The organism is Oceanobacter kriegii DSM 6294, from assembly GCF_000422845.1.
Classification (GTDB): Bacteria; Pseudomonadota; Gammaproteobacteria; order Pseudomonadales; family Oceanobacteraceae; genus Oceanobacter; species Oceanobacter kriegii.
Genome location: NZ_AUGV01000003.1, coordinates 642667 through 658372, shown reverse-complemented (window position 1 = coordinate 658372; position 15706 = coordinate 642667). Strand labels below are relative to the sequence as shown.

Genomic DNA, 15706 nt, shown 5'->3' with positions numbered 1-15706 from the left:
GAAGAAAAATGACGGGAATAGGCAAGTAGATGGGTTTGGCGTCGGGAGTCGGGAGTCGGGAGTCGGGAGTCGGGAGTCGGGAGTCGGGAGTCGGATGTCGGGTGTCGGATGTCGGGTGTCGGGTGTCGGGTGTCGGGTGTCGGGTGTCGGGTGTCGGATGTCGGATGTCGGATGTCGGATGTCGGATGTCGGATGTCGGATGTCGGATGTCGGATGTCGGATGTCGGATGTCGGGAGGAAAATAGGATGGGCACTTGTGCCCATCACAACACCTGACGCTTAAACCGATTCCGCCGCCACCGGTTTACCCGGCAACAAGGTACGACGCACCAGAAAAGCAGTGGTCACCGCACAGAACATCATCACTGCCATCGCCAATGGCGTACCGTCCGACATCAAACTCACCAGACCACCGGCCAAACCACCACTGAGGAAGCCAATGGCACCGGTCAGCGCCGCTGCCGTACCGGCCAGATGTGGGTAGTACTCAATGATGGAGGCGTTGGAGTTGGCCACCACAAAGCCGTGACAGCCAATATAGAACATCACCATCAGGGTCAGCGCCCACACCGGCAGCTGCGGATACACCAACAGCGACACCAGCAACAGGCCCGAGGCCGTCATTTGCAGCTTCTGGCCCAGAGCAATCAAATACGGTGGCAGATGCTTCTTCAGCATCTTCAGATTCACTTTGGTCATCGCCACCATGGTCAGCACCACACAGGCAAAGGTGAACGGATACAGGTCTTCGCTCATGCCGTAGTGGCCCATGAAAATGCCCGGCGAGGCGGTAATAAACGACAACATGGCGGCATACGCGCCCATCACACTGATCAGATAACCCCAAATGCGACGGTCGGACAGGATGGTCCAGTAATTACGGAACGGGTTACCACCGGTGGCCTGAGCGCGGGTTTCCGGCAAACGACGCCAGAACAGCAGAATCAGCAACAGGGCATAGACCATCAGGAAGCCAAACACCGTGTGCCAGTTTGATACCTTCAGAATCACCAAACCGATCACTGGCGCAATCAAGGGCGCAATCATCATCACCTGAATCACCCGGATCATGGCCGCCGCCCCTTCCCGGCCGCTGGCCAAATCCCGAATGATGGCCTGACTGTTCACCACCGCTAAACCACCACCGAGTGCCTGCACAAACCGCAACACCAGCATGGCTTCCAGATCCGGTGCCAGCATGATGCCCAAACTGCCCAGCGCGAACACCGAAAGCCCCCACAACACCATGGTACGACGACCAAAGCGGTCGGACAGCGGCCCACCGCCAATCTGACCGGCGGCAAAGCCCAGCAGGAACACACTGACGGCCAATTCAACGTCGTGCAGGCTGCGGCCAAAATCTTCCGCAATGGTGGGCACCGCCACCAGATAAATATCTGTCGCCAGCGGCACCAGCGCCGTCAGGGCAGACAACATCAACAATAGGCCAGCGGTCAGTTTTTCAGGTTTCGGGGGCATAACACTCCAGTTGGGTACAGGCTTCAAACGCTTTTACCGAAGGCTGATTCACCCGTTTGAAAAGAGGCTTCGCTCTCTAAGAGCAGCCATCCAGCCAATAGGGTTACAGCGCTTCGGTAAGTAACAGAGAAAGTGAAATCAGGGCTGAACAGACAGGCCGACTCGCGGCCAGCAACCCTTTGAATAGTGGTTATAGGCTAGTGATTGTTTTGCCCACCAACAAGTGGCGCGCAATGGTTTTATTGTTCCGTTAAAAGAACAGTAAGAAAGAATTCCGCCATAAAAGTCTTAAATTGAGCCAAATGCTTTCCAGTCGTTAATCAACCTGTCCTGTCGACTTGCCCTGTTGATGTCCAGCCAACTTGTCCACAGCCTGCGCCGCCGTTTTGCCCGCTGGCTCATATCCTGTGGAAAAAACTTCACCAAATTGTCATGTCCCCAAACGCGGTCACCGTACGTCTTTTCCGTTGATGAACACAGCCACGCACGCTTGCGGGCAAACGACACAACCTTAATCAGACACACACGGAACGAACACCATGAAAGCCGAATACTCCCGCGTTCGCCGCGGCGCACTCTACACCGCCATGATGGCCGCCACCGCTATGATGCTGACTGCCTGTGGCAGCGACGACGACAACAGCAACAATAACAACAGCAGCAACAGCGAACAGGTCAGCCCGGATACCTCGGTATCGGTTGCCAAACCAGCAGCGCCATCCGGTTTGGGCTACGAAGACTACGCCCACGTACCGAGCGTCGACTACCCATTCCCGATTGTTGAAAACGCCGACCACAACGCCGATGGCAGCTACCGCTACACACTGTCGCAAAACGCCGTTGCCTATGCCCTGCGTGGCATCAACAGCATCTGGAAAGGCACCAGCGACAGCTATCAAGAAGCGGCTTCCGGCAATGGCCCGGACGAGTATCTGGAAGACCCGATTCTGAACGCCACCGCCTGGCAGGAAAACATCGACTACGTCATCGACGTCACCAACAACCGCAGCGACGACGAAGCGATTCTGGCCTTCCTGGACGACCGCCGTTCCAAAAACTACTCGGTGATCGACGGTTTTGGCCCATTGACCGAAGCCTACGTTGCGGCCTCCGGTGCCTACGTTGAACTGGATGGCATCACCAAAGCCGAAGTGCTGGAAGACGCCCACTACAACCCGGCCGACAACGACAACTCCAAGTACATGGGCGCGGCTACCGCCTACGTAAACTCCGGTGATTCTGCCGAGCAAATGCCACTGACCAAGGTGGCTGATCTGGTGTACCGCTTCCGTCAGGCGTCGCCGGCCTCCACCAGCGCCTCCAAATACATTTTCTCTACCCCACGCCCATGGCGCATGGACGACAGCGGTGCCATCGCATTCCAGGGCACCACCGGCTACAGCTACTCCTGCGTTGACGAAGACGGCACCGAAACCCTGAAAAACTACGACATCTACACCACCAGCGTCGCCGTCGTGCCAGGCCTGATGTGTGCCCGTCGTGCCCACAGCGCATCGAAAGAAACCGGCGACAACCCGCTGTACTCCGAAACCACCGAAAACCGTCGCAAGGACGGTGGCTACCCATCCGGCCACACCAACGCTGCAACACTGGCATCACTGGCCTACGCCTACGCCCTGCCAGAACGTTTTGCTGAAATGGTTGCCCGTGGTGCCGAGCTGGGTGAAAGCCGCATCGTTGCCGGTATGCACTCCCCGGCTGACGTTATCGGTGGCCGTATGCACGCCCTTACTGTGGCCGCCTACGCGCTGAACAACGGCGACGGCGCTACCGTGGCAGAAGAAGCCCTGCAAACTGCCCAAAGCTACTTTGGTGAACTGGCCTCCGAAGCGGGCATGAGCCTGTACGACTACGCCCACCAAACGGTTGCAAGCGAAACCGGCTACACCTACACCGACAACGGCACTGAATACGTTAACGTCGAAGTGTTCGACAACAACATCTACGACGACTTCGATGCCATTCGAGATGAATACCGCTTCCGTCTGACCTACGGCATGACCCAGGACGCCGACGCCGCAGGGGCCGACCCCATCGTTCCACAAGGCGCCGAAGCTCTGCTGAAATCCCGCCTGCCATACCTGAGCGACGAACAACGTCGCGTAGTACTGGCCAGCACTGAAATCGACTCCGGCTACCCATTCCTGGATGACTCCAACGGCTGGGGCCGCATCGATCTGGTCAGCGCCTCTGCCGGTTATGGTGCCTTTGATGGCGACGTGAACGTCTACATGGAAGCCGGCAAAGGCGGCTTTAACGCCAACGACATGTGGCGCAACGACATCACAGGCGCAGGCAAGCTGACCAAATCTGGCACCGGTGCACTGACACTGACTGGCGACAATAGCTACAGCGGTGGCACCGTGGTGGAAGGCGGCGCACTGGCCGCAGCATCCACCACTGCATTTGGCACGGGCACTGTGTTCGTAGCCGGTGGCGACCTGCAAATCGATGCCGAAGGCGCAGTCGCCATCACCGACCTGACTGTTGAAGCCGCTGGCACACTGGCCGTTGAAATGGACGCAGACAGCACTCAGGTTGCTGTATCTGGTACTGCCTACGTAGAAGGCGCGGCGCTGGAGCTGAGCTTTGAATCTGCTCCTGAAGCTGGCAGCCAGTACACCATTCTGACTGCTGAGCAGATCGGCGGTGAATTTGATTCCGTGTACGCTGGCGACGTATCCGTCAGCCTGACTTACAGCGAAGGCAGCATCGTTGCTACCGTGAACTGATGCCGTAAAACCCCAACCTTCGCTTTGCCCGCCCGGTAACCACCGCGCGGGCTTTTTGGTTGTTGAAAACGTAGCAGCAGGCTTGCCTGCGACAGGTAATCCAATCACCGCGTAGGAGCTGGCTTGCCTGCGATAAGCACTTCATTCAATTATTGATCCAAACGGCATCCCAGAAAGGATAATCCCCAACCCGACGAGCCAACCCCGCCCGTAGCGGGTTGGCAACGATATACCGGGCAACCGCCTTGATATCCTCTTCCTTTCTCAATGCATGATCATGGAAAGATCGCTGCCATAGCTTGCCGCCAGAGCCAGCAGTTTGATGCACAGCACGCGCCGATAATGACTTTAACCGCATAGCCATTCGAGAAAGGTCATCGCCATGCAACTGTACCAACCAATGAACATGGTCGGGCATTAGCACCCAACAAAGCAGCTCGTTGTCGCGCATTGCCTGATCTGAGGTAAATGCCCGGATAGCAGCACACGCCAAATCGAAGTTAAGGAATAGTGGTTGCCGATGCTCGACCGATGCAGTCAGAAGATAAATTCGGCCCGATTCAGAATGACGGCCGATGCGCAGCTGATGGTTTCCCTTGGCAGGTTTCATAAATCCGTATCCTTACAGATTATTGGTTCTGAAACGCTATCAGGTCGATCGCAGGCAAGCCAGCTCCTACGTTCAGAGCATTTGGCAACATCGCGGCCTGGATTGAAAATCACTCCTCAGGAGCGCGGGCGGCCCGCCCGCATTAACAAGGGCTTCAGCCCGGTTATTTCACAAATTCCAGCTGCTTGTCCCAATCCCGGTAGTTAAACACCTGACCTTCGGTGCGCACTCGCGCCAGCTCTGCCAGATCCAGGTCGGCATAGACCCATCCGCCTTTACCTGCCTCACCCTGAACCATCTCTCCCTGAGCAACGATGCCATCATCCGGAAAGCCATAATCGACCGGTGCGAATACTCCCGCAACGCCAGTGTTTTCATCAATCGCCGGTGACCATTCCGCCAAACCAACGGTTGGCGATTGCGCCACAAAGCACTGGTTTTCCAGTGCCCGGGCTCGACAGCCCAGCTGCACCCGGTGATATCCAGCAAGCGTGTCGGTACAGGACGGCACCAGAATCAAATCAGCGCCTTGCTCAACCTGCTGGCGGGCAAACAGAGGAAATTCGGAGTCGTAACAAATGTTGATGCCAAGCTTGCCAAACGGGGTGTCGAACACTTTGAGTTCATCACCCGAGGCAATGCCCCACTGCTCGTTTTCAAAGCGGGTCATTTGCAGTTTGTCCTGAAATTCCACCGAGCCGTCTGGCAGCAGCAGGTAACTGCGATTGACGTAACGACTGCCAGCCTCAGATTCCACCCGCACCGGAAAGGTCCCGGCACAAATCACCACCTGATGCTGCTGCGCCAGCGATTGAAACACCTGTACAAAGTCGTCATGCAGGGTTTGCAGTTCCACCAGCTGCTGACTTAACGACTGATAGACAGATGCTTCAAACAGCGACGCCAGTTCCATTGAAAAGTACTCCGGCAGCAGCAGCACATTGGCTTGCTGTTGCACGGCGTCTTCAATACGGCCGGTGACTTTTTGCAGCCACTGCTGCCAGCTGTTTACAAAGCCCACTTCGTAGGCGCAGGTGGCTACTCGAACCAAAGACATGGCTTCTCCTGAAGCAGAGGGACGGTTATTCACAAGGCTTTGAGCCAGAACATCATGGGGTGGTCGGTTTCGGCGTCTTCATCGATGTCCTTCCACGGATAAGACGTCATCAAGTCCGGCCGAGGTTGATAACCAAAGTGACACCACACCGGGTCAAGCGGTTCAAAACCGGCGGGCCGCAGCGGGTGATTGTCTGGCCGCACCACGCCGCAAAAACAGCTGTGGTCAAAGCCGCCCAGCTGGCGCACGTATTGTTCGCGCCCGGCAAAAAAGCCTTTGTACAGGCCATGGCCGCGATACTCCGGCAGCAGCACCGATTCACCGCAGTAGAACAGCCGTTCGGTGTCGATACCAGCTTGCTCGAACGGTGCCCGAAACTCGTCGGTTTCGTCCGCCATCGGTACCCCGGTTGACGCCCCAACCACCCGCTGGTGTACGGGCAGCTCATGGTCGATGGCCAGCACCGCCATGGCATTGCCAGACGCCAGATAGGTTTGCAGGTAATGCTTTTCGTAGTCTTCCGAACCGTCGTACAGGTACGGATACTCGCGGAAGACCTGGATTCGCAGGCGCGCCAGATCCTCTGTGTGGTTGGCCAGCTCATCGCCTGCCACCGTTACCAGCTCAATCGACATGGGTTCCCCTGATGGACGACCAAAACCTGAAAATTCTCAAAGCCGGGGTTAACAGACAAGAGCTGACGGCTGAAAAAGACATTTTTCATATTCGTGTGCGATGAACATAAAAAAAGCGCGGCAGTGAATCACTGCCGCGCTTTTTTATTTCACCAGTACCACGATCAGCCCTTCATGTTCTTCTGCACCGTCTCGCTGTAGTACTGCAGGAAGTTGATGACGCCAAACTCGTAGGTTTTGGAGTACGGACCCGGCTGGTAACCAATGGAGTTGATGCCTTGCTGGTTTTGCTCGCCCAGAATACGGTCCTGATCGTTGGTGGCGTCCCACACCAGACGCAGGCGCTCCGGATCGTAATCCACGCCTTCTACCGCGTCCTTGTGCACAAACCACTTGGTGGTAACCATGGTTTCCTGCGCAGAAATCGGCAGCACGCGGAAGACAATGAAGTGGTCGGACTGCATGTGGTTCCAGCTGTTTGGCAGGTGCAGGATACGCATGGAGCCCAGCTGGCGGTTTTTGATGCGACCCAGCAGTTTTTCACAGCCTTTGGCGCCGTCCAGCGTCATCACGTCGACGCCTTTTTTCAGTGGCATACGCACAATGCGGTTGCGCAGGCCCGGGCCAAAGCTCTTGTGCTCGTGCGGGATACCTTCGGCGTCCCAGGCAGCGGCCTGTTCGGCATAGTGGTCGAGGAAGTCCTGTGGTGCCCGTGGGTCGTTGGTGTCGTCCCATTCCAGCAGGGTGTTCAGCAGTTCCGGGTGGGAACCGGCACAGTGGTAGCACTCACGGTTGTTCTCGATCACCAGCTTCCAGTTGGCTTTCTCGTACATGTGGGATTCTGCTGCCAGCTTGGTGTTTTCGACATCGTACGGTTCCATGTACTCGTCCAGCGTCGCCAGGAATTCATCGAAGTCGGATTCCGGCGCGTCCTTGGCCAGACACACAAAAATAAAGCCACCGGCGGTTTTGGTGTGGGCTTTTTTCAGGCCATGGCCTTTCATGTCAAAGTCGTCACCCATTTCGGTACCGGCGTACAGCAGGTTGCCTTTCACGTCGTAGGTCCACTGGTGGTATGGGCACACCAGGTTGGCGGCCTTGCCGCGGTGTTTGGTGCAGATCACCGAACCGCGGTGACGACATACGTTGTGGAATGCTTGCACGCCGCCGTCGCCATCACGCACCACCAGCACCGGGTTCTGACCCACTTCCAGTGTGAAGTAATCACCCTTGGTTGGGATCTCAGAGGTCATGCCAACGAACAGCCACTCCTTCAGGAACACCTCTTCCATGTCGGCACGGAAGTAGTTCGGATCGTTGTACATTGGCTGAGCCAGGGAATAGTTTTCATCACGACCTTCCAGCTCGGCGCACATCTGCTGACGAGCATCAGCATAGCTATTGGAAGTAATATTCAGCAGATCAAACTCTTTCATGTCCGCGTTCCTCAATCATCAATTTTTTTGCGCTCAAATGAACAATGCAGAGCGCATGGCCTGATATAAATCCATTGCCGGAGCTGGGGGTCAGTCACGGTTGGCTCGTAGGTTCAGAAGCAATCGCACGGTTGCTTCAGGTTGCAGGGCGATACTGGGTCAAAAGCGGCGGCCCGAATTGACCGATTACGACCTTACAAAAGTCAAAACTCGACGCATTAAAACCCGGAAAAGGCCGATCCAGACTTGGATCAATTTCGGTTGGCGCGGGTGGAACAGAGTCATGTCGTTAATGGTTAATTTTGAAAAATTGACCCAAGGCACTATTCGCTTCATACGCCAGAGCCCAGGGTTGTAGCTTCCAGCCAGACACCGCAAGCCGAAGGCAGACCAACCGCAGTTGTCCGTAACCGGCGACGTCAGGAGTGATGAATATGAATAGCGCGGCTGCCCTGGCTACACAGGGTCTTTCGGAAATTACCACCAATACCTGGGTGAATGGACGTCACATGGTGCGTTGCGCCCGGGTGATCAATGAAACCCACGACGTCAAAACCTTTTGTTTTCTGGCCGAACAGCCGGTGCTGTTCTTCTTCAAGCCGGGTCAGTTTGTGACGCTGGAGCTGGAGATTGAAAGCCAGCCGGTGATGCGTTCCTACACCATCTCCAGCTCCCCTTCCACGCCTTACAGCTTCAGCATTACCGTCAAGCGTGTACCGGGCGGCCTGGTGTCGAACTGGCTGCACGACAACATCAAGGAAGGCGATCTGCTGCCGGTGCACGGCCCGGTCGGCAACTTCAACTGCATCGACTTCCCGGCAGAAAAAGTCCTGCTGCTGTCCGGTGGTGTTGGTATTACCCCGGTGATGTCGATGGCACGCTGGTTCTACGACACCAACACCGATACCGACATGGTGTTTATCCACAGCGCCCGCTCCCCCGTGGATGTGGTGTATCAGGGCGAACTCATCAACATGTGTTCGCGGGTGCCGAACTTTCACCTGCACCTGATTTGTGAACGCGAAGCGCTGGGCTTCCCGTGGAGTGGCTATCGCGGCTACCTGGATCAGGCCAAACTCGACATGATGGTGCCCGACCTGCACGAACGCGAAGTATTCTGCTGCGGCCCGGAACCCTACATGGCGGCGGTGCGCAACCTGCTGAAAGCCAACGGCTTCAACATGGAGCAGTACCACGAGGAATCCTTCGGCTCGACCCCGACCGAAGTGAAACAGGACGCTGTGGAACAGGCCGAAGAAGCCGAAGAAGCGATGGAAGCCTTCGACAGCGACGATCTGATCACCGTCGAGTTCACCGAATCCGGCAAGAGCATTGGCGTGATGCCGGGCGAAACCGTTCACACCGCGGCAGCCAACCTTGGCATGTACATTCCAAAAGCCTGCGGCATGGGTATTTGCGGCACCTGTAAGGTGAAGAAAGTATCCGGCGAGGTGGAAATGAACCACAACGGCGGTATTACCGATGAGGACGTCGCCGAAGGCTACATCCTGTCGTGCTGCTCGGTGCCAAAAGGCAAGGTGGTGATTGAGCAGTAGTTGGGTCTGGGGTCTGGGGTCTGGGGTCTGGAGTCTGGGCAAAACTGTGGGAGAGAGCTTGCTCTCGATTTAACCCATCGCGAATGAATTCGCTCCTACACCACTAACAACGCCCACTTCAACGCCAGACATACGCCAGACGCAAAAAAGGCCGGAAATCCGGCCTTTTCTGTTACTGCGATTTTACGTTGGTATTGCTGTCACAGAGCCTGGATCACGCTGCAACAGGCTTGCGACGGCGGCTAACTGCCAACGGTGCCAACAAACCCAATACCCAGAACAGGGAACCACCACCGGAGGACTTGTCCTTGTTTTCCGGATCATTCAGGTGTTGGTCCAGACTCAGGCCAGAAGCACTCTGACACTCGCTGTCACAGCTGTCGTTCCAGGCATCTGGCAGGCCATCTTCGTCATCGTCAACAGACGCTGCCGCGTTATCTGCAAAGGCATCTTCGCTGTCGATCACGCCGTCGTTGTCGAAGTCGTCCAGTGACTCATCCAGCATCAGGCCAGAAGCGGTCTGACAGGCGGTGTCACAGCTTTCATTCCAGCTGTCTGGCAGGCCATCCTGGTCAGCGTCGACAGAAGCAGCCGCGTTGTATGGGAAAGCATCCAGCGCACCCATCACACCATCGCTATCCGGGTCACGCTGGGCAACGCCATCAAACACCACCACTGGCAGTTCAGAGCTGGTGCCGAAGTCCCAGGAGTCGCTGTCCCAGCCGCTGTACAGGGTAACGTTGGCAGCACAGTCGCTGTCGTTGGCAGCGGTTGGGCAAGCCAGCTGTTCGTTGGTTACGCCAAAGGACAGCTCGTCGGTCAGGTTCGCATTGTTGTCCAGAGACCAGTAGCTGCTGCCCACCAGCGCGCTGTCTGCACCTTCAGCAACCAGAGGTGCTGCCACGCCAGATTCGCTGTCAGTAGCGGTCACAGTTGCCAGAGAGTAAACGTTCATCACCAGCGAGCTGTTGGCAGCTGTGCCAACAATACCAGCAGCATTGGAAGCTGCAGTCACGGTACCGCTGCTGAAGCTGTTGTTGATTTCACTGGAGTACATCACGCCGACCAGACCACCGACATTGGAGCCGGTTTCGCTGCTGACGTCGGCTTCCGTGTAGGACAAGCTCAGGATTGCGTTGCCACTCAACTGGCCGGCAAGACCGCCGACGCTTCCAGCATCTGCTTGAGCCGAGCCCTTGAAAACGGAGCCAGTCAGAACAACACCGCTACCATTACCGATGATTCCGCCGACGTTAATATCGTTCGAACGCATATCAGCATCGACGTACACATCCGTCAGGGTAGACACAGCACCGTAGACATAACCGGTACCGCCAACCAGGCCACCCACCGAAGAGTAACCATAGAACGTCGTACCCTCAGGAACAGCCGCTGACACATCGACGGTGGAGTGAATGTTTGCCAGCGTCGTATTATCGATCACACCCACCAGCGCCCCGGTCGAGCCGTATTGGCTGCTACCAACGACGTTGGCCAGCTCACCGCCAAGGTTCAGATTACGGAAGGTGGCTTCATTACTGGAAGCGAACAAGCCAACGGAACCAAAGCCTTCGCCGCTACGATTGATCATCAGGTTGTTGATGCTGAAGCCATTGCCTTCAAACACGGCGCTGAAGCCGTCAATCGGTTCCCAACCGGCACCGTCATTCCAGTACAGATCGTTTTCGTCCAGTACGCCGTCACCATTGCTGTCGAAATCAAGGTCATTCAACAGTTCATAGCCAGTACACAGGGTATCCGGGCAACCCGCGGTTACGCCGTTCAGGTTGCTGCCATCGGTGCTGTTGCGAATGGCGTACAGCTGTTCCAGCGTGGTGATGTCAATCAGGCCATCGCCATCGTTATCAACGCCGTCAGCGGCAACGGTGCCAGTGGCATCCAGCGGGAAGGCATCGTCAGTATCGGCCACGCCGTCACCGTCGTCGTCGGTATCGGTGTTGTTGCCAATGCCGTCGTTGTCGGTATCCAGCCATTCAGAGCCGTCGTCCGGGAAGGCATCGCCATTGTCACCTACGCCATCGCCATCGCTGTCGGTGGTTTCTTCGGCATCATTCGGGAAGGCATCGGCATTGTCGCCAACACCGTCGCCATCCGTATCGGCGGATTCGGTGCTGTCGTACGGGTAAACATCGCTGTTGTCACCGCTTCCATCGTTGTCGAAGTCGCTCCACTCGTTGCCGTCGTTCGGGAACAGGTCGCTGTTGTCGCCCACGCCATCACCGTCACTGTCGGTGGTTTCACTGGCGTCGGTCGGGAAGGCATCGTCGCTGTCCGCTACGCCATCACCGTCGTCGTCGGTATCGGCGTTGTTGCCAATGCCATCACCGTCGGTGTCGGCCCATTCAGTGTTGTCGTTCGGGAATGGGTCGCTGTTGTCGCCGACACCGTCAGCGTCGCTGTCGGTGGTTTCGGTTGGATCGGTCGGGAAGGCATCGTCAGCGTCGGCTACGCCGTCGTTGTCGTCATCGTCGTCCTCGGCGTTGAACAGGCCGTCGCCATCCGGGTCACGGGCTGCCATGCCATTGATGAAAGGCACAGCGTATTCGCTATCGGTACCGAGCGACCAGATGCCGTCCAGCCACCAGTTGCTGTAGGCAATCACATCGCCTTCACAGCTACCACTGGTATCGGCGGTGAAAGTGCCATCGCCGTTATCCACATCAACGCCACAGGTCAGCTGAACCGTGGTCAGGGCGGTGGTGGCGTCTTCCTGAATCAGGTTCGACAGCTGTGGGTTCCATACCCCTTCATACACATACTCGTTGTTGTCACTGCCAGAGTACGGGCGAATGCTGTGGTCGCCGGCGTGCAAAGAGGCCGCCACCATCAGGTATTGCATGGAGGAATAGCGCTCCCAACCGGCAATACCACCAGCAGGGCCAGCCTCGGCGGATACCGAACCCATCACGGCGGTGTTGGACACCTGGCCTTCGTTGTTGCGGCCATACACGCCACCCACCGTTGCCGTACCGGTCACATCGGAGTTCGTCAGGCTGTTGCGAACAATGTATTTCTCGCCGTTACCAACGATACCACCGACCTTATTGGCCCCTTCCACCGTGGCGCGCACGTAGCTGTAGGTCACATCACCAATGATGTAGCCGCCATCAATAACACCTTCACCGGAGCCGATCATGCCGCCGACGCCATCTGCCGCCGGGGCAATCACACTGCCGAGGAAACGGGAGGCTGAAATCTGCGTTGATACGCCAGCGCCCACCAAACCACCCACACTGCTGCTGGCGTCTGAGGCGACGTCACTGAACACCGTCACGTTGTCGATATCACTGCCGTTGTCGTTACCAATCAGCACACCGACCTGATTGCCACCGGTCACTGCCGCAGCATCACCGTCCAGCACCAACTGCTGAATGCGGGCACCGTTGGCACGAGCAAACAAGCCAACATCATCGCTGTCCGGGCGGTTGATCATCAGGTTGCTGATGCGATGACCATTACCTTCCAGAGTGCCGGAAAACGCCGCTTCGGCGTCGTCTGCATCGGCAATGGGCAGCCAGCCTGCGCCGTCGTTCCAGTAATCGTCGTTGGCATCCAGCACCCCATCGCCATTGGTGTCGAAGTCGAGATCGGCGGTTAATTCATAGCCGACACAGCCTTCTGCCGGACATCCGCTGCTGTTGCCATTGAAGCTGGCGCCACTCAGGTCGAAACGGATTTGCGTCAATTCAGCGAGGCTGCTGATCTCAATCAGGCCGTCGTCATCCGCATCGACATTAGCGGCATCCACCGCCAACACAGGCATGCTCAGCGTTGTCCCCAACAAGCCGACCAGCGATAGTTTGGTTTTCCCCCGATTCATCGGTGTTCCTCAATCCAGTTGATCCAAGAACAGAAACTAACGACCGTAAGGTACAGCTTGCTCAAAACAGCCCGTCGTTCCTGCAACGGCCGACAGTCTGTTGAGAACACCGATTGTCATCCATCGTAATGGAATTAAGTTTTCTTAATAATAATGATTGTTATTTACAATGAGCAATGAAATCGTAAACTCCTCCGCCCTAGAAACTTGACGTTTCATTAAATTTCTTGGGACGCAAAACTGACGGTGGCCGTTGTGATCACCGGATTCCTGCTCAAGGGGGCAGATTTATGCGAGTTCTTGTTGTCGAAGACGATCAAAGCGTGGGCTACTGGATTGCCAGCAAGCTTAACCACAATGGCCACGAATGTGCGTTGGTCAGTGAAGGGGCCAGTGCCCTCGACCGGCTGCAAAAAGAAGCCTTTGACGTGGTGGTGCTGGATCGTGGCTTACCCGATATCAGCGGCATTGATGTACTCAACACCCTGGCTCCGCAGAACCACCCACCGATCCTGATGCTGTCGGCCTTCGACCAGATTGAATCCCGCATTGAGGGCCTCAAGGCCGGTGCTGACGACTACCTCTGCAAGCCGTTCGACTACACCGAACTGCAATTACGCCTGGAAGTGCTGATCCGCCTGCGCAACCACCAACCGTCCAACGTCACTCGCATTGATGACCTCGAGATCGACTGGGGCAGCCACAGCGTGTGCCGGGCGGGCAAAAAGATCACCCTCACCAAACGCGAGTTCTGCCTGCTGAAAGTGCTGGTGGAAAACCGTGGCAAAACCGTCAGCCGATCCATGCTGCTGGAAAAAGCCTGGGGCTACGAATTTAACCCGGGCACCAATCTGATCGACGTTCACATGTCGAAACTGCGCACCAAAATCGACAAGGGATTCGACTCCCAGCTGCTCTGTACCATTCGCAATGTAGGTTATGAAATTCATTAAACAACCGCTTGGACGCCTGCTCGACAGCAGCTATTTCCGCCAGATGGCCAGTGTCGCGTACCTGCTGCTGCTGGTGATACTGCTGACCATGATTGCCATTGGCTGCCTGTTCCGGGCAGTGGCATTTGGCCACGTACAGGAAACCCTGCTGAACGAAATCAGCCAGCTCGACCTCGCCAACAAATCCGCCCCGGAAGTGCACGACTACCTCGATGAGCTGCTACGGGAACGGCCGAAACTGGCCGAACACGCCATCTACCTGAATCTGGATCACCAGCCCGAGCTGGGCAACGCCGCCCTAATGGACAAACTGCTGTGTGACCACGACGGTTGTGAGCTGAAAAACCCCACCGACAGCCAGCATCACCTGGCCACCGGCACCGTCGGCGTGCGCATGAATCTGGGCGAGGCGGGGGAACTGATTCTGGCCTACGACATGGACAGCATGATGCTGCGGGTGCAGCCGGTGCCCTTGATCGCTGGCATGATCATGCTGACGGTGCTGGTGATTGTGCTGTTTATGACGCTGCGGGCGGGCCAGCACAACCTCGGCCGCATCGACAACGTGCTGCGCTCAATGCAGCGATTTTCCAGCGGCCGCTACGACCTCGCCACCGTCAATGTCACCTCCAATGACGAGATCGACCAGCTTAACGTGGCAGTGGTGGATAACCTCAAGACCATCAAGCGGCTGCTTAACGAAGTCAGCGGCCTGAGCCACCACATTGCCCACGAAATGCGCACCCCGCTGACCCGGCTGCAAAACCACCTCAGCGACATCATCGAGCAGGCTCCCAACAGCATCGTCCCCGAGCTGCATCAACTGCAACAGGAATGCGGCTCGATCCAGACCCTGTTCAGTGCGCTGCTGCAAATTGGCGAAGTAGAAACCGGCCGTCGTCGCAGCGCCCCCACCCTGATAGACCTGCCGCCCTTGCTGGATGATCTGGTCGATTACTATCAGCCGTTAGCCGAAGATCAGGGCAACCAGCTACAGCTGCTACTGAGCGAGGACGTGCGGTTTCTGCGCGGCGACCGCTCACTGATCATGCAAGTGGTCAGCAACCTGATCGAAAACGCCATGAAGTACGCCGCCGGTCAGGGGGATATCTGCGTTCATGCCTGCCGCCGCAATGGCCAACTGGTGTTGGCCGTCAGTGACCAGGGCCCCGGCATCGCCGAACACCAGTACGACAAGGCGATTGAGCGTTTTGCCCGCCTCGACGACCGCCCCGCCAGCGCCCCCGGCTACGGCCTCGGCCTCACTCTGGTACGCGCCGTGGCCGACTACCATCAGGCGCAACTGGTGTTCAGCAACAACCAGCCCGGCTTGCGGGTGGAGCTGCGCTTCCCCGAACGCCTTTCTTAACAAAGATTAATTTTTAA

Annotated in this window: 11 protein-coding genes; 4 read left to right on the top strand and 7 right to left on the bottom strand. The window is 56.9% G+C overall.

Annotation, left to right across the window (positions count from 1 at the left end; translation table 11 throughout):
- On the bottom strand, nt 1-229 hold a 229-nt coding region (locus tag G516_RS25255; protein ID WP_407635449.1), incomplete at its 3' end, for a hypothetical protein.
- Between the two features lie 50 nt (nt 230-279).
- Nucleotides 280-1479, bottom strand: a complete 1200-nt coding sequence (locus G516_RS20785; protein ID WP_036533893.1) for a multidrug effflux MFS transporter — start codon at nt 1477-1479, stop codon at nt 280-282.
- A gap of 539 nt (nt 1480-2018) precedes the next feature.
- Between G516_RS20785 and G516_RS20780 the strand changes: the two genes are divergently transcribed.
- Nucleotides 2019-4232: a phosphatase PAP2 family protein gene (locus tag G516_RS20780; RefSeq protein WP_051218865.1), complete on the top strand. Its 2214-nt coding sequence runs from the start codon at nt 2019-2021 to the stop codon at nt 4230-4232.
- Between the two features lie 145 nt (nt 4233-4377).
- Here the strand turns inward: G516_RS20780 and G516_RS0102960 are convergent, their stop codons facing one another.
- From G516_RS0102960 to G516_RS0102940, 4 genes are all read right to left on the bottom strand, one after another.
- Nucleotides 4378-4842 carry an REP-associated tyrosine transposase gene (locus G516_RS0102960; protein WP_028292401.1) on the bottom strand — a complete coding sequence of 155 codons (465 nt, stop codon included), beginning with the start codon at nt 4840-4842 and terminating at the stop codon, nt 4378-4380.
- A 163-nt stretch (nt 4843-5005) separates the two neighbouring features.
- A complete protein-coding gene (locus tag G516_RS0102955; protein WP_028292400.1) occupies nt 5006-5899 on the bottom strand; it encodes a carbon-nitrogen hydrolase family protein in 894 nt (297 codons plus the stop codon).
- A 29-nt stretch (nt 5900-5928) separates the two neighbouring features.
- Complete coding sequence (locus G516_RS0102950) at nt 5929-6534, bottom strand: hypothetical protein (protein WP_028292399.1); 606 nt, start codon at nt 6532-6534, stop codon at nt 5929-5931.
- A gap of 164 nt (nt 6535-6698) precedes the next feature.
- Nucleotides 6699-7970, bottom strand: coding sequence for an aromatic ring-hydroxylating oxygenase subunit alpha (locus G516_RS0102940; RefSeq protein ID WP_028292398.1), 1272 nt, complete (start codon nt 7968-7970; stop codon nt 6699-6701).
- A gap of 428 nt (nt 7971-8398) precedes the next feature.
- Here G516_RS0102940 and G516_RS0102935 point away from each other — a divergent pair, with 428 nt between their 5' ends.
- Entirely contained in the window at nt 8399-9526 is a 1128-nt protein-coding gene (locus G516_RS0102935; RefSeq protein WP_281168003.1) for a hybrid-cluster NAD(P)-dependent oxidoreductase, read from the top strand.
- 214 nt (nt 9527-9740) lie between these two features.
- On the opposite strand, the gene G516_RS23660 is transcribed toward G516_RS0102935, so the two are convergent.
- Nucleotides 9741-13367 carry a hypothetical protein gene (locus G516_RS23660; RefSeq protein ID WP_051218864.1) on the bottom strand — a complete coding sequence of 1209 codons (3627 nt, stop codon included), beginning with the start codon at nt 13365-13367 and terminating at the stop codon, nt 9741-9743.
- Between the two features lie 290 nt (nt 13368-13657).
- Here G516_RS23660 and G516_RS0102925 point away from each other — a divergent pair, with 290 nt between their 5' ends.
- Both G516_RS0102925 and G516_RS0102920 read left to right on the top strand, forming a co-directional pair.
- Entirely contained in the window at nt 13658-14320 is a 663-nt protein-coding gene (locus tag G516_RS0102925; protein WP_028292396.1) for a response regulator transcription factor, read from the top strand.
- A complete protein-coding gene (locus tag G516_RS0102920) occupies nt 14307-15689 on the top strand; it encodes a sensor histidine kinase (protein WP_028292395.1) in 1383 nt (460 codons plus the stop codon). Before G516_RS0102925 ends, G516_RS0102920 begins: the two co-directional genes overlap by 14 nt.
- The last annotated feature ends 17 nt before the right edge of the window (nt 15690-15706 follow it).

What these genes read in the sequence shown, in the direction of transcription:
- G516_RS0102935 (WP_281168003.1), top strand. Translation starts at nt 8,399, where the DNA reads ATGAATATGAATAGCGCGGCTGCCCTGGCTACACAGGGTCTTTCGGAA.
- G516_RS0102925 (WP_028292396.1), top strand. Translation starts at nt 13,658, where the DNA reads ATGCGAGTTCTTGTTGTCGAAGACGATCAAAGCGTGGGCTACTGGATT.
- G516_RS0102960 (WP_028292401.1), bottom strand. Translation starts at nt 4,842, where the DNA reads ATGAAACCTGCCAAGGGAAACCATCAGCTGCGCATCGGCCGTCATTCT.
- G516_RS0102920 (WP_028292395.1), top strand. Translation starts at nt 14,307, where the DNA reads ATGAAATTCATTAAACAACCGCTTGGACGCCTGCTCGACAGCAGCTAT.
- G516_RS20780 (WP_051218865.1), top strand. Translation starts at nt 2,019, where the DNA reads ATGAAAGCCGAATACTCCCGCGTTCGCCGCGGCGCACTCTACACCGCC.
- G516_RS0102940 (WP_028292398.1), bottom strand. Translation starts at nt 7,970, where the DNA reads ATGAAAGAGTTTGATCTGCTGAATATTACTTCCAATAGCTATGCTGAT.
- G516_RS23660 (WP_051218864.1), bottom strand. Translation starts at nt 13,367, where the DNA reads ATGAATCGGGGGAAAACCAAACTATCGCTGGTCGGCTTGTTGGGGACA.
- G516_RS0102955 (WP_028292400.1), bottom strand. Translation starts at nt 5,899, where the DNA reads ATGTCTTTGGTTCGAGTAGCCACCTGCGCCTACGAAGTGGGCTTTGTA.
- G516_RS0102950 (WP_028292399.1), bottom strand. Translation starts at nt 6,534, where the DNA reads ATGTCGATTGAGCTGGTAACGGTGGCAGGCGATGAGCTGGCCAACCAC.
- G516_RS20785 (WP_036533893.1), bottom strand. Translation starts at nt 1,479, where the DNA reads ATGCCCCCGAAACCTGAAAAACTGACCGCTGGCCTATTGTTGATGTTG.